The following is a 23,015-nucleotide window of genomic DNA, read 5'->3' as shown; positions in this document are numbered from 1 at the left end:
GCTTGCGCAATCTCATCACGCTCGGCGGCAAGAGGCATCACCCGAATGGGCACAATCATGGGTCTGGAGGAAAGATGTACCGTTTCGGCACATAGAGAAAAAGGGGCTACTCGTTGCTGCCGGCGGTCGCGACGATGTCGTGCAGGCCCTGGCGGTCGGCTACCCCGATCTTGCGGTAGATGTTGCTGATGTGGCGCTTCGCGGTTCCGGGAGCGATGCAGAGTTCGTTGCCGATATAAGGTCCGCTCCGCCCGTGCGCAAGGAGGACGAGCACTTCTTCCTCGCGAGCCGAGAGGTTGTATTTTTGCGAGACGAGCTTGCAGCGTTGCTCGATCGACGTATCGAGCAAGAGCGCGGCAGGTGCGACCTGATAGATTTTTTGCAAATCTGATTCCGTGAACACCACAAAGCCGACAAGGATGACGAGCACCGCCGCCAAGAGGATCCCCGCCTGTATGTCGGCCTTTGAAAGAGGACCCTGAAAAAGGACGATCGAACTGCCGATGAACGATCCAACACGCGCTACGATGATAGCTAGTCCGAACCCCCATGCTACGGGAATCCGCTGCTTGTGGGCCATGTCGCATGCTACGAGCATGATCAGCATGTCGAGGCAGTATCCTCCTGTGATAGCGATGCCGTCGCCGACGAATAGCCACGCATCGGGAGCTATGACGATAAAGATCATGCCACAGGCGAGGGCCGGCATGACGGGCTTGAGCATGACGAGAGGCTCATCTGCGGGTTTGAGTGCCAGCAGAAAAAGAACGAGCAGAGCAAGCAGGAACCCGGCGAGGAGAAGGGCGTTGAGGGTGGTGTCGGCTCCAGGTGCACTGAGTCCCACGAGCTTCTGGCAAAGCCCCCATGCCAGGTTAAGCAATCCGATGGCAACGAGGGCGCGAAGCCATGGCACCCGAGGTTCGGGAGCCTCGCTTTTTGGCTTAACGCGGCGGGGCAGCTCTTCTGCGAATCTGAGTATGACAACGCTGATGGGCAGCAGGCATGCGGTAACGATGTCGATGACGGGCTCCGGTATCGTTCGTATGACGAAGAAGAGCATGATGGCGAACAGATACGACGAGTAGAGATGTCTTCCGACCGTACCGGTTGCCAAGGTGCTCCAAAGCTCGCCCCACAGCATGAGAACCAATGCATTACCCAGCGAGAATAAAGCAAGGCACAGCAGGTATCCCGGTAGGAGTACGCCTTCAGGGGAAGCGGTGCCGATGAGGAGCGACATGCCGAGTGAACCGCAGCCCGCCAAGATTGCAGCGAGCGCGTGAATGCCGCGCTTGCTTGAAATGGGTGCGAATCGCTTAGAAAGGAGGGCAACGCCCAGATAGCCCAGTACGGTGCCTGCCAGCATTGCGGCATTGAAGAACGAGGCGTAATCGAAGCCTCCTGCCTGTGCGGGATGCGCTGGGAGGGGAATCACGATTCGCGTGCACATGGCGGTAATCCACCATGCTTGCCAAAAACCCAAGCCGATAGGACTGAGTCTTCGCAGCTGTTGCTTCATCCCTGCACCCCTGAAAAATAAAAGGCAACTCTGCTTTGTGCCGCCCCGAGCGAATACGGTATGCATCATACCATGTTGTTTTTTCCGAAACGCGCGCAAAGATCCTGCCGCGTTTGCGGAATAGCGGATGTTGTGGGAGAATGGCTATCCGCACAAAACATGGGCGATTGGCGCAGCGGGAGCGCAGGAGTTTTACACACTCAAGGTCGGGGGTTCAAATCCCTCATCGCCCACCATATGAATCTCTTAAAGACCGTCGGATCTACCCGGCGGTCTTTTGCGTGTACCCGAACCTTGCATGTCGCATCGACGTAGGGGCTTTACGGCTTATAGGACAAAGCTTCGCGCGGTAGTCGATTGCCAAACCTGCGCCTTAGCGTATAAACCAGGCACGAACCGCGTAAGCTTTTTCTCCCTTTCGGGCGTCTTTCGTGTAGAAATTCACGGGACAATGCGTCCCTGGTGCGTAAGGTTCGCAGGCGATGCGTGAGGAAAATACGCAGATTCGCAGCGAGGAACCTCAGACGAAAATGCAAGGTCTCTTTGGGATGCTATATGCCGAACACCACAAGGCACCGTACCAAGGAGGCGGCAGTGAAGAAACCGGCAACGGTGATTATGGGCATCGTATGCGGCATCGTGTGCGCTGCAGCGGTTTTCATCTATCTGCAAGCCGTGCGTCACGAAGCGGACGAAGCCCGCGCCGAGGCGCTGTCTCGCTACGGTGGCGAACAGGTGGAGGTGTGCGTTGCGACACGCGATATCGCCGTAGGGGAAAAAGTCGATGCGACGAATACGACGGTTCGGCTGTGGCTTGCCGATCTTTTGCCGGCGGATGCCGTTCGTTCGGTGCGCGATGTGTCCGGCGAGCAGCTTGGCTCCCCGGTATACGAGGGCGAAGTCGTGACTTCTAAGCGATTTGAGCACGCGGATCGTGCGATCGACGCGCCTGCGGGGTTGAGCGTGCTGAGCATACCCGTGAAAGACGTCCAGGCTCTCGGCGGTTCGGTGAGCCCGGGGCTTCGGGTCGACGTGTATTCGACGGGCGCTTCCGGAACCGAGCTGCTCGCAACGGACGTGCCCGTCGTGTCTTCGAGCAACGAGGGGGAAGGGGCTATCTCGTGGGTTGCGCTTGCGGTCGATCCCCAGTCGGTTCAGGAGCTGATCGCAGCTTCGCAGAAAACGGAGCTCTATTTGGTAATGCCAGGTGACAAACAGGAAGGGGGCACCGCATGAAGCCCGAGGTAGTCCTTTGCGTCGATTCCGAAAGCGCGATGAAGCCGGAGATGATCGGGTTAGACGGAGAAAACCTTCTTGCCCAACCGTGGCTGCGGTTGTTCTGCAGCGCCGTAGAAGCTCGGAGCTATTTAAAGCAAGCCGAGGACATCAAAGAGGTTTGGGTTGCCTCGAGTGACGAGATGGAGCCGATAAACCTTGCAGCTGCTCTGAAGAAAGATGTGCAGGACCGCGGCGTTTATCTGCTCGCATTCGATGGGGGAGGCTCGCTTAAAAGCCGCGCAAGCGCAGCCGGAATCGACGCGGCGCTTACGCAAAGCGATTTCTCTTCGAAATACGCTCGGACAAAACTCGATGTGGCGCATTGCGCGGATGAGGGCCTTTTATCCGACGCTTCGGAAAACCGGGTCGTTGAAGCTCGGTCGTCGGACTCGAGGCGCCCGCTCGATACGGTGCCGTCCATCGAGCAAAACCCCGGCCCTGCCTTGGTTGCGCCGACGGGCAAAGCATCCGACGTTTCGGGCTGCGCGACCGCTGCGCTCTCTGCGCAAAGCGAACCGCGCTCTGATCCGAGTGCGGTAACGGCAAAGCTGGCAGCGAAAAAGACGGCGAACCTCGTCACCGTCGTCAGTGCGTGCGGCGGCGCGGGCAAGAGTACGGTCGCGGCGCTTGCAGCTTATTTTTACCAAGGGTTCGGGCGGAGAACCCTGCTGCTCGATGCCGATCTCCAATTCGGGGATATGCACTACATTACGGGTTGCGAACATCCGCTGACGCTCGACGATGCGGCGTCCGACGCATCGCGGATCGATCGCCTCGATGCCGATGGTGCCGAGCCGGCGCTTCTCGCGGCGCCACGGCGGCTCGAACAATCCGAAGTGCTGGGGGAGGGCCTGATTGCTGCCGTCGATAGGGCGAGCTCGCGGTTCGATATCGTGGTGGCCAATACGTCGTCGCATTGGGACGAACGGCTTGCCCAGTTGCTCGAGCGATCGTCTCGCGTGCTGTTCATCGTCGATCAGCGTGCGTCTTCGCTGCGGGCGAGTAAGCACGCGCTCGAAATGTGCTCGCGTTGCGGGATTGCAACGAGTCCCTTCGTGTTTGCGGTAAACCGATGCGCGAAAGGCGCATTGTTCTCGTCGTTCGATATCGCGTGCGCTTTGGGTGGATCGCATGCGGTCGAACTCAAGGATGGGGGCAAGGCGGTCGACGAGCTGCTCGGTGCGGGTCTTCCCCTCGATCTCATCAAAGAGCGCAACGAGCTGTGCCTCAGCCTGGAGCGCATGATCGTCGATATGATGCCCTCGGGCGACGCGGTGAAAAGCACTCCTGGGGTTTCGGCGAAAACGAAACGATTCCCCTTCGGTCGACGCAGGAAGGGGGCGGCATGTCTTTGATGAAACGGGCGGCGTGCGCGGTCGCCGACGATTCGCTCCATTCCCGGAGCTCGGCAAATCCGTCTGAATTGCTGAGGGAGCAGGTGTACGAGCGCATTCCCGCCACCGATATCGCTGCGATGGCTGCGAGCAATCCCGTCTTGGCGCGAAGCGAGATCATGAGCGCCTGCCGCGAAGTGTTCCATGATGGAACCTGGATTAAGGTCGACACGCGCGAGCGCGAAGAGCTGGTGGGCAAGCTGCTTGACAGCATATTCGGCTATGGGCCGATCGAAGGACTGCTCGCCGATGAAACGGTTACTGAAATCATGGTCAACGCAACGAACTCGGTGTATTACGAGCGAGACGGCGTGCTCGTTCGAAGTGAGAGCGTGTTCTCGGCAGACGATCAGGTTCGTGCTCTGATCGATCGGATCATCGGGCCTCTGGGAAAACGCATCGACGAGGCGTCGCCCACCGTCGATGCGCGCCTGCCGCAGGGTCATCGCGTGCATGCGATCATACCGCCGCTCGCCCTCGACGGCCCGATTCTAACTATTCGAAAGTTCGCGCCGTACGGCATGACGCTTGACGATATGGTTGCGACAGGTTCGTTCGATAGACGGATGAAGCAGTTGTTCCTCTGGGCGGTAGCTGCTCGCAAGAACATAGCGGTATCGGGCGGAACGGGTACGGGGAAGACCACCTTGCTCAACGCGCTGTCGTGCGAGATACCGAAAAAGGAGCGCATCATCACCATCGAGGATTCAGCGGAACTCAGGTTTCGCGAGCATCCTCATGTCGTTCGCCTCGAGGCGAGGCCGCGCAATGCCGAGGGCTTCGGTGAAGTGACGATCCGCGATCTGGTGATAGGGGCGCTCAGGATGAGACCGGATCGGATCGTTGTTGGAGAATGTCGCGGTGCGGAAGCGCTCGACATGCTGCAGGCCATGAACACCGGACATGACGGGTCTCTGACGACGCTGCATGCGAACGCCCCCGAGGAAGCCGTCATGCGTCTGACCACTATGGTTCGCTACGGGGCCGACCTCCCGGTCGATGTCATCGAAACGCATATCGCAAGCGCAATCGACCTGATCGTTCAGATTGCGCGTGCATCCGACGGTGCGAGATTCGTATCGAAGATCGCCGAATTGTCGCACGGGGACGACCATCGGGGCTGCAGCGTCAGAATCTTGTTCGATCGATCGTATGCGGATCGCCGAGGAAGCTGGAGCGATGCCCCTGTGTGGATAGAGGAGCTGCCCGAGCAGGGCGTCGCCCGAGCCGAGGAGGTGGCCCAGTGGAAAGCGCACGTGCAGCTTTGTGGTTAGCGCCCGCCGCAGCGTTTGCAGCCGGCGCGCTTCTCCTTCCCGCCGCATGCTCTTGCGCGCGGCGGCGGCGCTTTGCCGAAAGAACCCAGCAGCGGGCGCTCGAGGAAAGCGGTGTGGTTGCCGCGTTGTTGAGGAAGGGGATCGTATGGTGCATGCCTGTTGCTCGGTTGGTACTGCGCGTTTCTCCTATAGAACGGTTTTTCCGCGAAGCGGCGGGAGTAGTGCGCTCGAAAAGGTATGCCACTACCGTCGAAAACCTATGCTCGATCGGATGCGCTGGCCTCTTTGTTTCGGTCGTTGCCGGATCGGTCGTAGGCGCGTCACCCGTCTTCGGACTTGCGCTTGCGGCGTGCGCAGGCATCGCGTGCCGGTTTGCGCTCGAGCGCACGAAAGAAGCCCGTGTGCAGCGTTTGCGGGAAGGGGTGCCCGATGTGCTTCGCGCGATGGAATCGTGCTTTTTCGCTGGGCTGTCGCTTCTGCAGACGTTTCAACACATAGCCGCCGAGGTGGAAGGCCCCCTTGGCGAGCTGTTCGCCCGCGGCGCTCGCGAGCTCGAAACGGGGCGCACCGCAGACGAGGCCCTTGCCGCATTCAAAAGCCAGGCGGGTGTTCCGGAGCTTGCTTTCGTAGCCATCGCCTTGCAGGTGCAGCATGACGCCGGCGGAAGCATGCACGGAATTCTTTCTTCGGCAAGGGAATCGGTTGAGAGCGATTTGGAGCTGCGCCGTTCGCTGCAGGTTCAAACGGCGCAGGCGAAACTGTCTGCGCGTGTGGTCACTGCGATGCCGTTTGTGCTGATGGCTGTGTTTTCGCTGATAACGGAAAACTTTCTGGCGCCGTTTTTCACGAGCCCCATCGGGCTGGCTTTGCTGGTAATCGCTGTGACCATGCAGGTGGCGGGCGTGCTTATCGTTCGCTCGCTGTTGCGGGTAGGATTCGATTGACATGGAGCAGCTTGTAATCGCCCATGCGCTCGCATGTCTTGGTGCGGCTGGTGCGGGATGTGCCGCCACGGTGCATCTGTGCATGCGCTCAGGCGAAAAGAAACGCAGACTGCAAGCTAAAGACGCAGTCGGAAAGCCCGTCTTCGAGAGGATCGGCAAACTCGGTTGCACAGGTTTGACCGCTCGAATCATTCACTTGACTGTTCGCGAGAGCATCAAACCATCGTTCTCGTTAGCTGCCGTTTCGAAGCGGGAGTCAGCACAGGGAGCGACGGGGTCGTCACTTGAAGAGGCGGTGCTGAAAGCAGGGCTGCGCGATGCGGTTACCCGTTGCGGGTACGACTCTGCGAGAGTGTGCCTTGCACTCGGTTGTTTATGCGCAGGATCGATGCTCGGGGCGGTGTTTTCGCTCGAATTGGCGTGCTTGCTGGGAGTCGGGGGAGCTGTTGCGGGATGGTTTTCTGTACGGCGCGCCCTTCGAAAAGAAGCGCAGGTACGAAAAGAGAAGCTCGGATCCCAGCTGGGCGAAATGGCTGAGGTCGTGGCTCTCGGGTTGCGCAGCGGACTTTCGTTCGATCGCGCCTTCGCCTTGTACTGCGACCATTTCGAGTCGGGGTTCGCACTCGATTGTAGCGAGGCTCTCCGAAAATGGTCCCTCGGGCTTGTTTCGAGGGAAGAAGCCTTGCGCTCCCTTGCGCAAACGTACGATTCTGCGGTTTTGTCGCGGGTTGTCGAAAGCGTTATCCGCTCGTTAAGGTTCGGGTCGTCGCTTGCCGAAACGCTCGAATCGACTGCGGTCGAGTCGCGCAGCATCCACAAGGCCGAGGTCGAAGAGCGCGTTGCGAAGGCGCCGATCAAAATGCTCGTTCCCGTCGGAGCGCTCATTTTGCCCGCCATGCTCATATTCGTGCTGGGGCCGATCATGATCGATTTAATGAAGGGAATGTAGGGAAGGTATGAAAGTCATCACGAAGAAGGTTCAAGGGTGCGCTTCTCGACTTCATGCGCGAAGCGTTGGATTTGTTGAGGATGTACGAGGTCAGGGAACCACGGAGTATGCCATTTTAGTCGGCGTGCTCGTGGTGATTGCAATCATCGCGATCACGCTGTTCAGACCCAAGTTGCAGGAGCTGTGGGATGCAATCGCGTCGGGCATCAACGGACTGTGACCCGAGGCTTCGCCAGGGACACCGGTTGCGTGCGGCGGCTTCAAAGCGTGCTTTGGTTCGGCTTCGCGTGCGAGCATCCAGCTGCTCGCACAAGCTCGTGGGTACGAAGGGGCAGTCGACGGTCGAGTATGCGCTTGTAGTGTTTGCGGTGCTTGCGGTATTCGTCGCATGCGCGGCAGTGTGGCGTGCGCTCGAAGGCGGGCTGTTTGTCGATCATGCGGTTGCGGGGGCATCGCATCATGTCGGCGGCGCGTCTTTGGGCGCCGTCATCGATGTGCTTCTGTATTGACCGTTGCAAGACGCGGAAGGGATAGGCGAATGCGCGAACGAAGGGGAATGAGATGCGGTTGCACGAGGCCCTGGGCCGACGCCCGAAGCAAACTCTGCTCAGACGATCGCGGGCAGGCGACGGTCGAGGCGGCTTACCTCATCCCCGTGGTCTTTGTGTGCCTGCTGCTGCTCTTGCAGCCGGGAATCATCCTGTACGATCTTATGGTGATGCAGGCAGCGGCAGCCGATGGATGCCGTTTGCTCGCAACGAAAACCGACGCTGCGGGAGCTTCGTCCGAAGCATGCGCGGCGTTCGTCAAACGCCGTCTTGCCGCAGTGCCGCCGCACGATCAGTTCCACATCCACAAAGGAGGCTGTTCATGGGAGATCGAGGTCGGGGGTGACGAAACGTCCGAATACGTCCGCGTGACGATTAAAAACACGCTCAAGCTCCTACCTCTTGTCGATGCCGGCGGAATGCTTGCAGGCTTTGCCGATTCGTCAGGGGCCTTTCCCCTCGAGGTCACCTGCGAAATGCGCACGCAGCCTTACTGGGTTTCCGAAGGCGAATGGGGGCTTGATCCGCACGCGTGGGTCGGGGGCGGTCGATCATGAAACCCGTGGATTGCAGATGGGAGCGCTGTGCTTGGTTCGGCGTCGTCGGAGCAATGCTGTACAAAAAGGTGGCGAGCGCGTTTGAGCGCGTCGGTGCCCGACGGGGAAAGCGAGGCATTCTGTATGCCGAAGAGGGGTTTTCCACAGTCGGGATGGTGCTTGTCTTGCTGCTAACGCTTGCCCTTATCTTTACGGGAGCCCAGGTTTACCAGCTGGAATCAACGAGCTCGCAGGTTCAAAACGTTGCCGATGCGACGGCTCTTGCCGCCGAAAACGAAGTGGCGGAGTTCTTTATCGTGGTCCGCGTTGTCGATGCCGTCGTGCTTTCGATGTCGCTTACGGGGCTCGCAGCGATGGGTTTGGGCGTCGTTGCGCTCTGTACGCCTGCGACTGCTTCGATGGGAAGCAGCCTCATAAAAATGTCGTCGAACATCGTCGATGCGCGCAACTCGTTTGCCGAGCGGGCGTCAAGCGGACTCACCAAGGTGCAAGCGCTGCTTCCGTTTCTCTGCGCTGCGAACGGCGCTTCGGTTGCGCAAGCCAATTCCGATGCATCGAAAGGACTCGGCTATTTCGGGTTCGCGCTCGCTCTTCCCGTCGAATGCGATCCTATCGAAGTCGGTGCTTTGGACGTTGCAGACGACCTCATAGAAGACGTCCGCGAGAACGAAGAGGCGTTGAGAGAGGCGGCCGAGAAGGCCGAAGAGGCAGCACGGAAGGCGCGGGCCGAGAAGGAGCGCGCATTCATGGCCGATTGCGGAAGCAACCCCGCATATTGCATGTACGAACGGGCGGATCATCTGGCGGGTCTTTCCCAAGAAGACAACCCCCTGTACCGCAGCGTCGATACGTGGAGCTTTTCAGTTGCGCTCAAACGTGCCCAAGCCTATTACCCCGCACGGCTTGCTTCGGAGGGGCCGGGAGGCTCCTCGGTTGAAGAGGCCGCGCGTTCAGCGCTGCGCGAAAGGTTCTACCGCTACGCAGCCTCCGAGGTCGAACGCGGATACGTGCGGGAAACCGAAGATTCGTTCGACGCCTTATTCCCCCGCATGCCGAAGAACACTGCTGAAATGAGGGAAACCGAGCTCTATACCGAATCGGTGTATCCGATAACGGCAGGTGCCGAGGGACAAACGATGCACGCTTGGGCTGGGTGTCCTGCGGTGTCGAGAGGTCAGGCGGGCTTGGGGTCTATCGCTCAGATGGAGGCGGGCTCGTACGTTTCATGCGCTGCCTGCGGGTTCACGGCGGCGAGCATGGGAAAGGTAGCCGCCGCCTCCACTTCGATCGAGAACGGCTTCGAATACCACTACAACATAGTCGCCGATGCTGCCGAGGCGTATCGAAAAGCACGCGAAGAGGGAGATCCTTACGCAGAGGAGGCGAAGGGCAGGGCGCAAGGACTCTTCGATAAAGTCAGTGCGGCAATCGGGGATGTTGCCTCGTACCGTATCCATGCCGAGCCTCCCGGCCGCTTCGGCGCCGTTGCGTTTGTAGCTGACCTGTCAACGGTTTCGGTATCCGATGCCTTTTCTTCGTCGTTTGTGCGAACGGAAGGCTCGCTCGGCACGCGGGCGGCCCTTTCTGCGGCAGCGCTTGCACGTGACGATCCCGAAGAAGGCGCGTCTGTTATATCGGCGGTGCTCGACAACGTTGACGAGGCAGGCGCGGGCGGTGCGCTCGGGGCTTTGGGAATCGTGCTCGATCTCTGGTCATCGCTTCTTGCATATTATTCCCAAGGAGTCGAAGCACTTGGCAAAGGTGTCGACGATGCGCTTTCCGCCCTGCCGCTTGTAAGCGAAAGCGGTTTGGGACTATGGGCGTCGAGCGCTTTGTCTCGACTGCTTGAATCGCTTGGGCTCGAACCCGTCGATCTCGATTCGCCTAAACCCGCGCTGGTCAATTCGGCTCACGTGCTCGCTGCCGATGCCTCGCGTTTTTCTCAGACGCTGCTCGCTGCGAAGCAAGAGAGCATCGCGCTCGGCGATGCAGCGGGTTCGGATTTGTTCTCGACGGCGCTTTCGGTTTTCGAGACGTCGGCGCTCGATGCACTTGGCGGCCTGGAAGGTGGCATCGTTATCGCCGTCATCGAACCGTTCGGAAGTTCGGGCCCCTCGTTTCCTTTGACGTTGGCCCTTCCTCCCTCGGCAGTTTCTGCTGCGGGTCAGGCAGTGCAGGACTCGATCGCCCGCATGAAGAGCATCTACGGGCAGTACGGGGGAATGATGCGATGGGAGTAACGATGCGACTGGTTGGCAGTTCAGCGGATGGCGCGATGCAATCTGCTCCAAACAAGTGCTTACGAGAAGAATCGGGCCAGATGACCGTGGAGTTCGCCCTTGCGTTTCCCGTGATGATCGTTGTTGCGGTCATTGCCGTCAACGCGCTTCTGTTCTTTTCCGACTGCGCCCGTTTCGATCGGGTGGCGCGCGATGCGGTACGGGTGCATGCCGCTTCACCCGGATACGGGCAAACCCTCGCAGACAGCATCGGCCTTATTGCGGGAGATATCGAGGCCTCGATCGATGCCGACCGCCTTTCGGCTTCGGTAGCGGCGGGGGGCGGATCGCACGGGCATACGACGTTCACGGCAACGCTTCGCTTCGCACCGACGCTCTTCGGCATCGGCTTCAAGTCCTCGGTATTTGGGATTGAACTGCCCATGCTCGAGCATTCAGTATCGATGACGGTCGATCTTTACAAGCCGGGGGTGCTCATATGAGGCGAAGGTGCATCGCTGCATGCGTGATCGTGCTTTTTGGGATCGCGGCCGTGCTCGGCATCGAGGTTGCACGAGGACCGTCCTTGGATGCCGAGGCCCCGATGGCACCCCCGATAGATGAGCGGATCGAGCGAACACAGCGTTCGGATCACCGCGAATTCGAGGAGAGTCACAACAGGCTCGGTTCTCAGGAACGCGTCGGATCCGGATCGGCCGATGATTCCTCTGTGGGCGGGCAAACCGAATCGGGCGGCATTGAGTCGATCATCCCGTCGGTCGAATCCCTTGCAAAAACGAGGGGGTTTGCTACCGAGGTTCCCGAAGCGTTTAGAAGGGAGGCGCTCGCTTTCGGACCGTTTGACGAGGTGCTTGTTGCAGAGGGAGGATCGGTTGTCGGCATGGTTTGCCGCGGATCGGCTCCCGAGCTGTTTGCTCGTTTCAGCGACGAGCTTGAGGGGAAGGGATGGTTGGCGGTGGAAAGCGGACAAGAATGCGTCCGCACGTTCGTCAAAGCCCAAGGGGACTACACATGGCTGCTGCTTTCGTGTACCCAGGCGGGCTCATGGGCAAGCGCGACCGTGTTTGCGAGATAGGAGCCGAGATGGGATACGCAAGCGAAGGAAATCGCGGGGGAAACATTCGGGTGGCGACGACTGTTCCCTCGAGGCTTCGGGGGTTACTGGGTACCGAGCCGGGCAACGATCTGCTCGTGCTTGCCCCGTGCGCGAGCATCCATACGTACGGGATGAGGTATTCGATCGACATCGCGTTCGTAGATCGAACGGGAACGGTGGTGCTGTCGCGGCGTGCGGTCGAGCCCGGTACCTGCATCGGATGCCGTACGGCCTCGCTAGCTGTCGAGCGGGCCCATGCCCCATGCAAGCGCTGGTTCGAGCTGGGCGATCCCGTTGCGCTTGTTGTAGATGAGCCGAATAGAAGGGGAGAACGATTATGAAGGACTGTCCTGTTTGCGCGGCAACGACGTTCGACGACATGGAGGTGTGCTTCAGCTGCCTTCACCGCTTCGTCGGCGAGGACGAGTGCGAGAGCGAAACGCCTGCCGATCATGCGGGCTTCGGCAACGCGCGAATCCTGCGCTACGATGCGGCCGAAAGGCCAAAGTGCGGCGCAGGCGCTGAAGCGAAAAACAACAGGCGTGCACAGAAGCCGGGTGAAACGGGTGAGGGGCGCGCTGAGGGTTCGGACGAAAAACCCCTTGAGGCAGGGGGGTCGAACAGTGCGGCGCGCAGCTCCCCCGCGTCCGGCACCCAGAATGAAGCGCCATACCCGTCGTATCGTCTGGAGATAACGCTCGTGCCGGTGGGTGTGCAAGCGAGGTAGCCGTGTGAGGGTGCCCGGGATACAGGCGTCGGTCAGCGTGCTATGGGGTTTCGGTGCCTTCGCGCCACCAGGCATCGAGCGTTTCGACCATGCTGTCGATATCGGCGCTCTGGGTTTTGCGGCACAGCTTTCGGATGTAGGATTTCGCGGTTTTGGGTGTGACGCCGAGTTCGTCGGCGATCTCGTGCGCTTCGAGGTTTTCGAGGACGAGCAGCAGCGTTTCTGCTTCGCGCGGCGTAAAACCGAAAGCCTTTGCGGCCTCTGCGCAGAACTGTTCGGTCGATGCCGTCGGCTCGGGAAGCGGATACACCGTGTGCGACGGCTCGTGCACCGCAGGGGATGCATGCGAGAGCAAAAGCGCCGTGCCGAGTACGAAAAGCGTCGAGGGCAGTCCTAAGAAAAGCACCAAGGGCTGCGAGGTAGAAGCGGCGTGCATCGTAAGGAAGTATCCTGCGGTCAACCCCAGCAGGAGGCCTATCCATTGGGCGAGCGCGAGTCTCATCCATAAAGCCGAACGCACCATTACCGCTCCGAAAAGCACCGATGCCGCGAACAGGAAACCTCCGATGCCGAATGACATCTGTACCCCGAGACACGCGGGCATGAGCATAAGGGCGATTCCGAATCCCGTAGCGCACGATACGAGTCCGAACCCGACGAGCGAACGAGCCGTTGCGCGGTCGAAGCCGTTTCGAACCCTCGCCGCAACCGATAGGGGACGTGCTCGCGTCAGCCTGTCTTCGCTCTGTTCGCCCGTTTCGTTTTCGCGTACGGCGCTTGCCGAGACGTTTCTCAAACCTTGCGGGCGCATCCGATCGAAGGAGGTGCGGCAGAGTCGCACCGAGGTGATGAAGCATGCGGCGAAGGCGCCCGCACAGAGCGCCGCATGCAGGCAGACGAGGATCTTGCCGAGGAGCGTCTGGGCAACGTAGGGAGCAGTTGCGACAACTACGGCGGGGGCGGCAAGCGAGATGAGGACGCCGACGGCGAACACGCTCGCTTTTGGCTGCCGTATGCGCGTGCGCGGCGTGAGGGGCCGCGCCGTCAATTCGCCGAGGGCGAACAGGCACGCCATGGTATAGGAGAACGCGAGCACGAATATGAAGGCGCTGATAGGAAAGGGGGAGAGCGGAAATACCGGTTTGACGGCAAAGAGGATTACAACCGAAACCACGGGCAAGGAGAGCGTGACTGCGAAGGCAAGGGCTATTCCGAGTGCCCGTGCGAAACCGACGGCGTGTACGAAGGAGCCGTCGCCGTCGTCAGCAGAAATACCCGGATCGTTCGAAGGAAGCGCAGCAAGAGCAGGCGATCCATCGGCCGATGCCTCTTCAGCTATGAATTCCAGCGTGTGCCCCCTTGCGTCCGTTCGCGTCGGTCGTCGTGCAAAGCCGCCCGGCTGCGCCAAGCGGCTTTGATCAGTATACCCGAAGCTCTGCGGCTAGACCGTCGCTTTCGCAGCTGCTGCGTTGCCGCCGGCCTCCGCGCTGCGCAGGTTCAAACGTCCGACGGCGAGGGCCACCGCGAACAGCGCGACGGCGAACAGCGCGACGACGCCGATATCGCCGAGGACCGGCAGAACGGTTGCGGGCGTGAGCTCGGTGAGGTGAATCGCCTGGCCCACGGCTTCGGTGTACCACGATGTCGGTATGAACCGCGAAAGCGTCTGCACTTCGGGAGCGAGCAAGTCGAGGCTGATCCATGCGCCGCCGAGAAACGAGATCACCATGCCTGCGATGTTGCCGACGGCGTTGGCGACCATCTCGTTCGCCCCGATCTGTCCGAGGAAGAACCCGAGCGAAAGCGGCACGAGCGAGAATACGAATGCGGCGAACAAGACAAGCGCGACGGCCGAAACGGGAACACCCTCAAGGGACGATCCGAACGCGATGAGTCCGATACCGCAGGTCACTGCCCATACTCCGATTGTCACGAGCAAACAGGCGATCGCTTTCTGCAAACCGAGGCGCAGCGTGCTCACCGGTGCCACGAGGTTGCGGCGATGCACATCGGTGCGGTTGAATGCGCTCATGAGCAGCCCGACGCATACGACGATGGCCGCCGTCATGGTATAGGAACCCCACTGTAGGTAGAAGGCGAACCGATCTGCTGGCAGCGCAGCGTTAGGCGTCTGCACCGTTTCGACGGCGGCCGCCTCGGCAATCGATCCGTTCGCCCGCTCGAGTATCGAAGCCACGGATGCGTCCGGTTCGAGAACGGCCGTGGCGCGCACGAGCCCGAGATACTGGTTCACCTGTTCGTCGACCAGCGTTCCGGCCATAGTGCCGTAGCTGAACGTCGATTCGAGCACCGGTTCGTCTTGCCCCGATCGAGCGGCGGCGAGATAGTCGTTTTCGAACCCCTCGGGGACGACAAGCAGGTAGGTCACCATACCGGTGGCAACGGCGTCCTGCATCGCGAACGGATCGTCGGCCACCTCCACGAGCTCGCCCGTTTCATCGAGATAGGCCGTGAGGTTCTCGGACAGCTCGCTTCCGTCGCGATCGATGACGGCAAGGGGGGCCTTTGCAGCGGTATAGGTGCCCTCGTCGCTTACGCCCGCATTGATGCTGGCCGATATGAACACCCCCATGCAGCTGAGAAAACCGACGTAGACGAGCAGATAAACAGGATGGTTGAGTACGATGCGCAGGGCGGCTTTAAAGGCTTGCATAGCGCTGCCTCCTTACGAACAGGGCGGAAACGGCGAACAGGACGGCGGCCATGACGAGCAGGATGCCGGCCTTCTCGACGAAGGGCATGAGCGAGTCGTAGTAGTACAAGCTGTAGAACGCATCGGTGACCACTTTCGCCGGGTTGACGGCGGCGAGCAGCGGAGCTTCGCGTGCGATCTGATCCGCTAAATCCATGCACGGCTCGCCGTACAATCCAGCGAACAGGGAAAGCAGGCAGGTGAGTCCCGTGAGCAAACCTGTCTTCACGCCGAAGCCCACTTTTGGCAGCGATCCGAGCAACGTGCCGAGCGAGGTTGCGAACAGCGCCGCGACGGCGATGGCCGCCACGCAGGCGAGTTCGCGCCCGGCGAAGTCGACGCCTACGACAAAGCGGATGTAGAGGAACGCGGCCAAGAGGCATACAAACGAAATCGCCCAGCTTGCCCCAAGGGTCGCCGTGAGCGTTTTACCGCGGCTCGTGGCGCCTACGGCGCGGCGGGCTCCGAGAGCTGTGAGGTTCGGCTGGGTTTCGCAGATGGCGAGCATGCCCACCTGTCCGCAGAACAGCGCCGCCATGCCGAGGAGCGCATAGTAGTAGCGTACCGACTGGACGGGCGTCGAATGGGTAAGCGAGACCTCTACGGTCGCATCGTTGTGCGCAAGCGCTTCTTCGATGGCATTCGCATCGGCGAGCGCAAGCGGATTGTCCTGAGCGATGGAGGCCATGAGGTCGGCGTTTCTCACGTAGGTGTTCATGACCGTACTGAGGATGGTGCGGCCGATCTGCTCGACGCCGAGCCCTCCCGAATCCGGGGAGACGAAAAGCTTCGGCTCACCGTCGGCATCGACCGATACGATGCCGACGACTTCGCCCGACTCAAGCGCCGCGCGTGCTTCGTCGAACGTGGCAAACGTGCGAGCCTCAAGCAACTGATCATCGCCCGCCTCGGCAAGTTCGTCGATAACGCTCGAGAACGCCGTTGCCTCGTCGTAGTTCTCATCGGCTACGATGGCGGTTGCAACGGGATCAAACGCCGTCGCATCGTCGAGGTTTGAGAACATGAGCATAAACATGGTCGACAACAGGATGGGAAAGGCGAGCGACCAGACGAACAGCTCCCGCTTGCGGGTAAGGACGGTAAGCGCGCCCTTGAACACGTTGAACATGGGTGCCTCCTAATCCCTGAGCGCTTTGCCGGTGATTTCGAGGAACACATCGTTCAAAGTCGGCGGCTCTGCGTAGATACGCCCAGTTGCCACGCCGGCGGTGGCGAGCACGCCGAGCACGTCGGAGACGTTATGCGTGCCGTTCGTGCAGGCTGCATCGAGTGCCGTGCCGTCGAACGTCGCGCCGAGCACGTTCGGAAGCATGCGCAGCGAAGAGAGCACCTCGTCGGTGAGCGCGTTCACCTCCACACGGATACGCTCGCCGGTTCCGATCATGGCTTTGAGCTCGTCGTTCGTACCCGTTGCGAGCGCGTGGCCCTGATCCATGATCATGATGCGCGTACAGATTTCCTCGACTTCCTCCATGTAGTGGCTCGTGTACACCACGGTGGAGCCTTCGCGGTTCAAGCGCAGAATGCCTTCGAGGATGGAGTTTCTGCTCTGCGGGTCGACGGCAACGGTCGGCTCGTCGAAGAAGATGAGCTCGGGTTTGTGCGCGATGCCGCAGGCGATGTTGAGGCGGCGGAGCAGGCCGCCCGAGAGCTTGCGCGGGCGGAACTTCGTGAAGTCCTCCAAGCCAACGAACTCGATAGCTTCGTCGACGAGTGCGCGGCGTCGTTGCTTGTCATCGACGTAGAGCGCACAGAAGTAGTCGATGTTCTCGCGCACGCTCAGCTCTTCGAACACGGCTACGTTTTGCGGTACGATCCCGATCTTGCGCTTGAGGTCGTAGCGGGTGGGGGTCATCTTTTCTCCGAACAGGTTGATTTCGCCTTTGTCGTAGGTGAGCAGCTGCAGGATGCAGTTGATCGCGGTGGTCTTGCCGCTGCCGTTCGGCCCGAGCAAGCCGAACACTTCGCCCGGCTCTATGTGCAGATCGAAATGGTCGAGCGCGACTACTTCTTTGTAGCGTTTCACGAGGTTGGTGACATCGACGGTATGCATGGATCCTCCTGTAGTGGGTGTGGGTTCATTGTCCGCCGAAAGGGGGAAGTGCGGAAGTGAGTGCCGTCATCGGCATCCGTGACAAATGTCATGGCCTTCGGGAGCCGCCGATCGCTGGTGCGGGCCATGCATGCGAGCCGGCCGCGGGCAAGGGTGCCGTGCGTGAGAATGCGGGCCACTGCATGCGAGCCGGCCGTGGGCGCTCAAAGCGCGCGGCATCTCGGCGCCGCCCTGCCGAACCGAACGTTCGCGCCAGCGGCGCGCGATCGTTTCGGCTACAATGGGCGGATGGAGCGGCTTTTGGACAAAACGATCGTACTGGTGGGCTGCGTGGCGGTGATGCTCTTCATACCGTTTTCCGCATCCCACGTTGTCGGACTGCTCGTTGCCCTTGCGATAAGCGGCTTCGCCGAAGGGCCTTCCGTGCCGCAGCGGGTGCGTGGTGCACTGCTTGTCGCCTACGTTGTTATCGCGCTGTTCGTCCACGAATTCTCCCTGTTCGTCCCCCTGATCGCGTACGACTGCATGCGATCGGAATCGTATATCATGAGGTTTTGCTGGGTTGTATGCCCGCTTGTGGCAAACGATGTGCTGCCCGTTGTCGTCATCGTATTCGTGTTCGTCGCATCGGGTGTGGCGTGCACCCTGTCGTATCGTACGACTCAGCGAGCGCGGGAGCGCGTACGTTTCCTCGCGCTGCGCGACGAATTGCACGAAGCCTCGATGGCGCTCGAACGCAAAAACCGCGACCTGTTGGAGAAGCAAGATAACGAAGTCACGCTGGCCACGCTCAACGAACGCAGCCGCATAGCGCGCGAAATCCACGACAACGTAGGGCACCTGCTCACCCGCTCGGTTTTGCAGATTGAAGCGCTTCAAGTCGTGCATGCGCACGAGACGCAGGTGAAAGGCGAGCTCGAACAGGTTGGCGCGACGCTGCACGAGGCCCTCGATACGGTACGGCGAAGCGTGCACGACCTCCACGACGAATCCCTCGATCTGCGAACCCAGCTCACCTCCATAGCGGAAAGCGACCGTACCCTCGAAGTCGAGCTCGACTACAAAGCCGAAGAGGTACCGTCTGCCGTGGGATACTGTTTCATCGCGATCGTGCGCGAATCGCTTGCGAACGCCGCCAAGCACTCCGATGCCGAGAGGGTGCATGTTTCGGTGGTCGAGTACCCGGCTTTTTGGCGACTGACCGTCCACGACAACGGCAGTGCGCCGGAGTCGGATTCTGCTTCGGGTGCTTGGCTGGGAGGGGAATCGGGTAAGCGCACGGGGACCGGGATCGGCCTGCAAACGATGGAAGATCGCGCCCGGGCGCTCGGCGGCGTGTTCCGCGCCGAATACGAGCGGGGATTCCGCATATTCGTTACGATACCGAAGGAGACCGCATGAGTACCGAGAACGCGGCGATACGTGTTGCCATCGTGGACGACGACGAATTCGTGCGCTCGTCGCTTGCTACGATCCTATCGGCTGAGCGCGATATCGAGGTGTGCGCCACCGGATCAGACGGTGAGGAAGCCGCGCGCCTGTTCGATGAGATGGCTCCCGACGTGCTGCTTATGGATATCCAGATGCCCGGATGCGATGGACTCGCCGGCGCACGGCGCATTCTCGGCGCGCATCCCGAGGCGCTTATCGTGTTCCTGACAACGTTTTCCGATGACGAGTACATCGTGGAGGCGCTGCGCTTGGGGGTGCGGGGGTATCTCATCAAGCAGGAGGTCGCCAACATCGCTCCCGCAATACGTTCGGTTGCGGCGGGGCAGAGCGTGCTCGGCGGGGAGATCGTTGGCAGGGTGGATTCTCTCATGCGCGACAACCATGTCGAAAGCGGCGCACCTGGTGAAGCAGACGGTGGGCTTTCAGGTTGGGACGCCGCGCGGGCAGCGGGCCTTTCAGAGCGGGAATTCGAGATTGTCGAGCTCATCGCTCAGGGCTTCGACAATAAAGAAATCGCCGCGCGCGCGTTCATGAGCGAAGGAACGGTGCGCAACCACGTAAGCGCCATACTTCAGAAACTCGCATTGAAGAACCGCACGCAGCTCGCCGTGTACTACTATCGGAAGCTGAAAGGCGAACCGCTCGCGTAGCGCCTTAGCGGGAAGGCTGAGCGCACGAAAACCTGCTTGGGATCAGTAGGAAACGCACTAGGCTGTCAGGCAGAAGGTTACAGCAGCTCCTGCAAGGCTTTCTCGGCCATGTCGTTCATGCGGGAGTCGAGCTCGATGTAAGCATCGAGGATCTTGTCGCCCGCTTCGGTGAGAGTGCTTCCGTGAGCGCCGTCGCGGTCGAGCAGCTGCACTCCAAGCGCAGCTTCCGTTTCCTTGATGATGCGCCATGCTTTGCTGTACGCCATGCCCATGCCTTTGGCTGCCGCGTTGAGCGAGCCGGTTTCACGAACCCCCAAACACAGATTCGCGATGCCGCGACCGAACACCGAACCGCTCTCGGAAGCGGGGTTTTCGATGCTCAGGCGAATGCCGGGCTTAAGAACGCTCAGATCTGCCATTACGTACCTGCCAATCGGTCTTGGGCGGTTGCCGGTGGTTGGCGGCCTACCGCTGGTCCAGAAACTCTTCTACAGCCTGCTCGACGTCTGCAGGTGCACTGTCGATTATATCCGTAAACCTGATTTCCGTCTCGTCGAGATTCGCGAGGTTTGCCGGAATGTAGTCCAACCCTGTCTCGGTTGCAATCAAATCGTTGAGTTCGCATCCGGAAAGCGCCGCGATGTCGGCGGGAAGCGCTCCGCCCGGTTCGATGTCGTTAAGGGCCCGGTACACGTTCTCGCCGAATTTCGCCCAATGGGCGGTGCTTGCGATGAGCACGGGGTTTTCGCCGCGCAAACCCTGGGCGGCTTGGTATGCAACCGCCGTATGGGGGTCGAGCAGGTAGTTGTGATGCTCGAACACCTCTTTGATTGCCGCGAAACAGGCGGCGCTGTCGATGGAATCGGCCGAAAAATCGGCGCGCAGCTTCGAAAACGTGTTCTCATCGATGCGGAAGGAGCGCTTTTCGCGCAGGTCTTCCATCCAGGTGCGGATAGCCGTGCCGTCGCGCCCTGCAAGTTCGAACAGCTGCCGTTCGAGGTTCGACGACACGAGAATGTCCATCGAAGGCGAGGGTGTGAGCACGAATTCACGTTCGGAGATGTCGTAGGTTCCGGTGTTTATGAAGTCGGCGAGCACGCGGTTCTCGTTGCTTGCGCACAAGAGCATGTCGATCGGCGTGCCGATCTGCTTGGCGTACCACGCGGCGAGGATGTTGCCGAAGTTGCCGGTGGGCACGCACACATCGATGTGCTCGCCGGGCTCGATCTTGCCTGAACCTGCGAGTACGGCGTAGCTCGACACATAGTAAACCACCTGCGGCAAGAGCCTTCCCCAGTTGATCGAGTTTGCGCTCGAAAGAGCGATCTTGCGCGTAGCCATGAGCTCGTCGTTGAACGCCGCATCGCCGAAGACGGCTTTCGCGGCGCTCTGGCAATCGTCGAAATTGCCGCGTACGGCCCACACGTGCACGTTTTGGCCCGCCTGGGTGGCCATCTGCTTGTATTGGATGTCGCTTACGCCGCCATGCGGGTACATGACTCCGATGCGCACGCCGTCTTGGTCTTTGAACCCTTCGAGCGCCGCTTTGCCCGTATCGCCGGACGTGGCTACGAGAATGAGGAAATCGTGGTCGATCGCACCCTGCTCCCGAAGCGCTTCGGCGCTTGCGGAGAAGAAGCGGGGCAAGCATTGGAGCGCCATGTCTTTGAACGCGCTTGTGGGACCGTGCCACAGCTCGAGTACGTGCGTGTTCGCATCGAGCGAGGTGATGGGGCAGATGTCCTCGTCGTCGAAGTTTTCGCCATACGCTTCGCCCATGAGCGCCTGTATCGAATCGGCGGGAAGGTCGATATCGAAGGCCCGGTAGATGCGCGCTGCGCGCTCAGCATAGGAAAGATCGGCAAGCTCGAGAATCTCATCAAGCGTGAAATGCGGCAGGTGCTCGGGCACGTAGAGCCCGCCTCCGTCGGCCAGTCCGTTGACGACGGCTTCAGTGAAGGGAACGGGGGACTCGCAGAGCCCGCGCGTGTCGATGTAGCGATTCTGGGTCATGGTGCAGGTTCCTCCTGGCTGGTGGCACAACCGTATCAGTATACTATGTGCGAAAAAGCACCAACCTGTGAGCGGCCGCTTATTTCATGCAATGCGCACTATCGCTTCGGCGCATTGGGATCCGAAGGTTTGGATGCAGGTTCGCGACGAACGTCTTTTGCTTGCGTGTACTGTTCTCGCAAGAAGCGTCTCCCGGGCATGGTTTCGTAGCGCTGAAATCCCTGACGTTCACCGCAAAACTTGGCGGCGGAACGCGCCCGCGCCTTTGAGCGGCGGCTTTCGGGGTTGTCTCGCTCGCATCCCGTGCTTTAGCTAGTGAGCGTTTCGGTGGGAAGGATCAGGTGCATCCGAGACCGAAGCGTCGTCTTCGATCTTCACCCACGGGTTTTCCTTGCGTGCTTCGGCGATCAGCTCTTCGTTCGATTTGAAGAGCGCGCTTCCGATGACGCATACGACGGCGCACAGCAGACCCCCGACCGGAAACGCGATCCAGCTTACCGCGAAGCCGCCGTAGCCGCCTCTGATGTATTCTTTGAGCTCGAACTTATCGAAGCCGCCCGAGGCGAAATCTCCGACACTCGGCAAGAAGCCCCAGACGAGGAACACGACTACGGCAAGTATCATGATGGCGCCGCAGATGCATCCCAGGATGTGGTCGCGCTTGAGCTCCGTTGCCGTTTTGGTGCGAGGATCGTTCGGCTTGACGGTGCCGTCCTTCGCTATATAGGTGATTTCGGAACGATCGTACTTTTCTTTCTGCATGCCGGCGTACACGAGCACGCCTACGGCAACAGCCATGACGAAGAGAAATGGCCCCATGAACAGATCGAAGTGAAACGTTATAAAGCCCAAATCGACGATATCGACGTTTTCGGGCGAGAAACCGATGAGCGCGATAACGTCGAGCAGGATGATGCCGACGCCGATGGCGATCATAGCGGTAAAGCGCCTGCCGAATCGATCGAGCACGTCTGCCGGGTAGTGCGGATCGATGCCGGCGTGCTTGCGCTTGAACTCCGTGTGTCCGAGTCCCGTGACGATGCCGATTATGGAGGCAGCTATGATGAACATGAACAGGACAACCGTCGAGAGGTTCGACGGAAACCCGCTTGCGTCGAACATGATAAGCAATCCGACACCGATTAAAACGAGCGAGGGGATGGCTGCCACTGCAAGGCTGTGGCGGTTCATATGCGCGTCGTAGAGCTCGGTGTCGTGCACGTTGGCGATCTGCACGCTTCCGCGCATGAGGTCGTCGAGGTTCGTGTGGTAGAGATCGCACAGCATAAGCAGCTTATCGGTTTCGGGGAAGTTAATGTTAGCTTCCCACTTCGAAACGGTCTGTCGGGAAACGCCGAGCTGTTCGGCGAGGGCCTCTTGCGTAACGCCGTAATGCTGGCGGAGGTAGACAAGGTTGTCGGCAAAGCTCATCGGTAATTCCTTTCGTATTCGGACGTATTGTATCCGAAGCATTGCCCGTAGGCTTTCGAGAACATCGGATACACCGATACCATACGGGTGCGGGGCCGCAACCTCCATCAATCTGGTGTTGCGTTTCGCTCCTTTTTACGCGCGTTCAGGTTGCGC

At 60.2% G+C, this 23,015-nt stretch carries 23 protein-coding genes and 1 tRNA gene; 16 read left to right on the top strand and 8 right to left on the bottom strand.

Annotated elements, in window-relative coordinates; all coding sequences use genetic code 11:
* Positions 1–106: 106 nt before the first annotated feature.
* Entirely contained in the window at positions 107–1,519 is a 1,413-nt protein-coding gene (locus FJE54_RS01740) for a response regulator transcription factor (protein WP_180326500.1), read from the bottom strand.
* Between the two features lie 161 nt (positions 1,520–1,680).
* On the opposite strand from FJE54_RS01740, the gene FJE54_RS01735 reads away from it, so the two are divergent.
* The 14 genes from FJE54_RS01735 to FJE54_RS01675 all read left to right on the top strand — a co-directional run bounded on the left by FJE54_RS01735 (position 1,681) and on the right by FJE54_RS01675 (position 12,526).
* A tRNA-Val gene (locus tag FJE54_RS01735) sits at positions 1,681–1,755 on the top strand.
* 358 nt (positions 1,756–2,113) lie between these two features.
* Positions 2,114–2,755, top strand: coding sequence for a Flp pilus assembly protein CpaB (cpaB, locus tag FJE54_RS01730; protein ID WP_139650932.1), 642 nt, complete (start codon positions 2,114–2,116; stop codon positions 2,753–2,755).
* On the top strand, positions 2,752–4,152 hold the full coding sequence (locus FJE54_RS01725) for a CpaE/TadZ family protein (protein ID WP_139650930.1): 1,401 nt from the start codon (positions 2,752–2,754) through the stop codon (positions 4,150–4,152). Before cpaB ends, FJE54_RS01725 begins: the two co-directional genes overlap by 4 nt.
* Entirely contained in the window at positions 4,143–5,465 is a 1,323-nt protein-coding gene (locus FJE54_RS01720; protein WP_139650928.1) for a TadA family conjugal transfer-associated ATPase, read from the top strand. The genes FJE54_RS01725 and FJE54_RS01720 overlap by 10 nt, the downstream gene beginning before the upstream one ends.
* 152 nt (positions 5,466–5,617) lie before the next feature.
* Complete coding sequence (locus FJE54_RS16415) at positions 5,618–6,409, top strand: type II secretion system F family protein (RefSeq protein WP_139650926.1); 792 nt, start codon at positions 5,618–5,620, stop codon at positions 6,407–6,409.
* Position 6,410: 1 nt separating this feature from the next.
* Entirely contained in the window at positions 6,411–7,358 is a 948-nt protein-coding gene (locus FJE54_RS01710) for a type II secretion system F family protein (RefSeq protein WP_139650923.1), read from the top strand.
* A gap of 7 nt (positions 7,359–7,365) precedes the next feature.
* Entirely contained in the window at positions 7,366–7,578 is a 213-nt protein-coding gene (locus tag FJE54_RS01705; protein ID WP_139650921.1) for a class III signal peptide-containing protein, read from the top strand.
* 67 nt (positions 7,579–7,645) lie between these two features.
* A complete protein-coding gene (locus tag FJE54_RS01700) occupies positions 7,646–7,867 on the top strand; it encodes a hypothetical protein (protein WP_180326498.1) in 222 nt (73 codons plus the stop codon).
* 29 nt (positions 7,868–7,896) lie between these two features.
* Positions 7,897–8,463, top strand: a complete 567-nt coding sequence (locus tag FJE54_RS01695; protein ID WP_255467163.1) for a TadE/TadG family type IV pilus assembly protein — start codon at positions 7,897–7,899, stop codon at positions 8,461–8,463.
* Positions 8,460–10,703 carry a pilus assembly protein TadG-related protein gene (locus FJE54_RS01690; protein WP_255467162.1) on the top strand — a complete coding sequence of 748 codons (2,244 nt, stop codon included), beginning with the start codon at positions 8,460–8,462 and terminating at the stop codon, positions 10,701–10,703. Before FJE54_RS01695 ends, FJE54_RS01690 begins: the two co-directional genes overlap by 4 nt.
* Before the next feature lie 80 nt (positions 10,704–10,783).
* Positions 10,784–11,185 carry a hypothetical protein gene (locus FJE54_RS01685; protein WP_139652167.1) on the top strand — a complete coding sequence of 134 codons (402 nt, stop codon included), beginning with the start codon at positions 10,784–10,786 and terminating at the stop codon, positions 11,183–11,185.
* Positions 11,186–11,412: 227 nt separating this feature from the next.
* Positions 11,413–11,778 carry a hypothetical protein gene (locus FJE54_RS15925; protein ID WP_180326497.1) on the top strand — a complete coding sequence of 122 codons (366 nt, stop codon included), beginning with the start codon at positions 11,413–11,415 and terminating at the stop codon, positions 11,776–11,778.
* Positions 11,715–12,140: a DUF192 domain-containing protein gene (locus FJE54_RS01680; protein WP_180326496.1), complete on the top strand. Its 426-nt coding sequence runs from the start codon at positions 11,715–11,717 to the stop codon at positions 12,138–12,140. Before FJE54_RS15925 ends, FJE54_RS01680 begins: the two co-directional genes overlap by 64 nt.
* Positions 12,137–12,526 carry a hypothetical protein gene (locus FJE54_RS01675; RefSeq protein ID WP_139650917.1) on the top strand — a complete coding sequence of 130 codons (390 nt, stop codon included), beginning with the start codon at positions 12,137–12,139 and terminating at the stop codon, positions 12,524–12,526. Before FJE54_RS01680 ends, FJE54_RS01675 begins: the two co-directional genes overlap by 4 nt.
* Positions 12,527–12,566: 40 nt before the next feature.
* On the opposite strand, the gene FJE54_RS01670 is transcribed toward FJE54_RS01675, so the two are convergent.
* From FJE54_RS01670 to FJE54_RS01655, 4 genes are read right to left on the bottom strand one after another with little or no spacing between them, the layout of a single operon-like run.
* Positions 12,567–13,934, bottom strand: a complete 1,368-nt coding sequence (locus FJE54_RS01670) for a helix-turn-helix transcriptional regulator (RefSeq protein ID WP_139650914.1) — start codon at positions 13,932–13,934, stop codon at positions 12,567–12,569.
* 33 nt (positions 13,935–13,967) lie between these two features.
* A complete protein-coding gene (locus FJE54_RS01665; RefSeq protein WP_139650912.1) occupies positions 13,968–15,200 on the bottom strand; it encodes an ABC transporter permease in 1,233 nt (410 codons plus the stop codon).
* On the bottom strand, positions 15,187–16,368 hold the full coding sequence (locus FJE54_RS01660) for an ABC transporter permease (RefSeq protein ID WP_139650910.1): 1,182 nt from the start codon (positions 16,366–16,368) through the stop codon (positions 15,187–15,189). Before FJE54_RS01660 ends, FJE54_RS01665 begins: the two co-directional genes overlap by 14 nt.
* A gap of 9 nt (positions 16,369–16,377) precedes the next feature.
* The gene (locus tag FJE54_RS01655) at positions 16,378–17,313 is read right to left on the bottom strand and encodes an ABC transporter ATP-binding protein (RefSeq protein WP_139650909.1); all 936 of its coding nucleotides are present in this window, start codon (positions 17,311–17,313) and stop codon (positions 16,378–16,380) included.
* 300 nt (positions 17,314–17,613) lie between these two features.
* On the opposite strand from FJE54_RS01655, the gene FJE54_RS01650 reads away from it, so the two are divergent.
* Both FJE54_RS01650 and FJE54_RS01645 read left to right on the top strand, forming a co-directional pair.
* Positions 17,614–18,714, top strand: coding sequence for a sensor histidine kinase (locus tag FJE54_RS01650; RefSeq protein ID WP_180326495.1), 1,101 nt, complete (start codon positions 17,614–17,616; stop codon positions 18,712–18,714).
* Complete coding sequence (locus tag FJE54_RS01645) at positions 18,711–19,415, top strand: response regulator (RefSeq protein ID WP_139650905.1); 705 nt, start codon at positions 18,711–18,713, stop codon at positions 19,413–19,415. The genes FJE54_RS01650 and FJE54_RS01645 overlap by 4 nt, the downstream gene beginning before the upstream one ends.
* Positions 19,416–19,492: 77 nt before the next feature.
* Here the strand turns inward: FJE54_RS01645 and FJE54_RS01640 are convergent, their stop codons facing one another.
* The 3 genes from FJE54_RS01640 to FJE54_RS01630 all read right to left on the bottom strand — a co-directional run bounded on the left by FJE54_RS01640 (position 19,493) and on the right by FJE54_RS01630 (position 22,859).
* Positions 19,493–19,834, bottom strand: a complete 342-nt coding sequence (locus FJE54_RS01640; RefSeq protein ID WP_139650903.1) for a winged helix-turn-helix domain-containing protein — start codon at positions 19,832–19,834, stop codon at positions 19,493–19,495.
* 46 nt (positions 19,835–19,880) lie between these two features.
* Positions 19,881–21,428, bottom strand: coding sequence for a threonine synthase (thrC, locus tag FJE54_RS01635; protein ID WP_139650901.1), 1,548 nt, complete (start codon positions 21,426–21,428; stop codon positions 19,881–19,883).
* 312 nt (positions 21,429–21,740) lie between these two features.
* The gene (locus FJE54_RS01630; protein ID WP_139650899.1) at positions 21,741–22,859 is read right to left on the bottom strand and encodes a helix-turn-helix domain-containing protein; all 1,119 of its coding nucleotides are present in this window, start codon (positions 22,857–22,859) and stop codon (positions 21,741–21,743) included.
* Positions 22,860–23,015 lie beyond the last annotated feature (156 nt).

Source organism: Raoultibacter phocaeensis (assembly GCF_901411515.1).
Lineage (GTDB): Bacteria > Actinomycetota > Coriobacteriia > Coriobacteriales > Eggerthellaceae > Raoultibacter > Raoultibacter phocaeensis.
This window is presented reverse-complemented; position numbering and strand designations above follow the sequence as displayed.

Bases quoted from the DNA above. Each gene is read 5' to 3' on its own strand.
- FJE54_RS01740 (WP_180326500.1), bottom strand. From the start codon at position 1,519: ATGAAGCAACAGCTGCGAAGACTCAGTCCTATCGGCTTGGGTTTTTGG.
- FJE54_RS01725 (WP_139650930.1), top strand. From the start codon at position 2,752: ATGAAGCCCGAGGTAGTCCTTTGCGTCGATTCCGAAAGCGCGATGAAG.
- FJE54_RS01720 (WP_139650928.1), top strand. From the start codon at position 4,143: ATGTCTTTGATGAAACGGGCGGCGTGCGCGGTCGCCGACGATTCGCTC.
- FJE54_RS16415 (WP_139650926.1), top strand. From the start codon at position 5,618: ATGCCTGTTGCTCGGTTGGTACTGCGCGTTTCTCCTATAGAACGGTTT.
- FJE54_RS01710 (WP_139650923.1), top strand. From the start codon at position 6,411: ATGGAGCAGCTTGTAATCGCCCATGCGCTCGCATGTCTTGGTGCGGCT.
- FJE54_RS01705 (WP_139650921.1), top strand. From the start codon at position 7,366: ATGAAAGTCATCACGAAGAAGGTTCAAGGGTGCGCTTCTCGACTTCAT.
- FJE54_RS01695 (WP_255467163.1), top strand. From the start codon at position 7,897: ATGCGCGAACGAAGGGGAATGAGATGCGGTTGCACGAGGCCCTGGGCC.
- FJE54_RS01690 (WP_255467162.1), top strand. From the start codon at position 8,460: ATGAAACCCGTGGATTGCAGATGGGAGCGCTGTGCTTGGTTCGGCGTC.
- FJE54_RS01685 (WP_139652167.1), top strand. From the start codon at position 10,784: ATGACCGTGGAGTTCGCCCTTGCGTTTCCCGTGATGATCGTTGTTGCG.
- FJE54_RS01680 (WP_180326496.1), top strand. From the start codon at position 11,715: ATGGCTGCTGCTTTCGTGTACCCAGGCGGGCTCATGGGCAAGCGCGAC.
- FJE54_RS01675 (WP_139650917.1), top strand. From the start codon at position 12,137: ATGAAGGACTGTCCTGTTTGCGCGGCAACGACGTTCGACGACATGGAG.
- FJE54_RS01665 (WP_139650912.1), bottom strand. From the start codon at position 15,200: ATGCAAGCCTTTAAAGCCGCCCTGCGCATCGTACTCAACCATCCTGTT.
- FJE54_RS01660 (WP_139650910.1), bottom strand. From the start codon at position 16,368: ATGTTCAACGTGTTCAAGGGCGCGCTTACCGTCCTTACCCGCAAGCGG.
- FJE54_RS01655 (WP_139650909.1), bottom strand. From the start codon at position 17,313: ATGCATACCGTCGATGTCACCAACCTCGTGAAACGCTACAAAGAAGTA.
- FJE54_RS01645 (WP_139650905.1), top strand. From the start codon at position 18,711: ATGAGTACCGAGAACGCGGCGATACGTGTTGCCATCGTGGACGACGAC.
- FJE54_RS01640 (WP_139650903.1), bottom strand. From the start codon at position 19,834: ATGGCAGATCTGAGCGTTCTTAAGCCCGGCATTCGCCTGAGCATCGAA.
- thrC (WP_139650901.1), bottom strand. From the start codon at position 21,428: ATGACCCAGAATCGCTACATCGACACGCGCGGGCTCTGCGAGTCCCCC.
- FJE54_RS01630 (WP_139650899.1), bottom strand. From the start codon at position 22,859: ATGAGCTTTGCCGACAACCTTGTCTACCTCCGCCAGCATTACGGCGTT.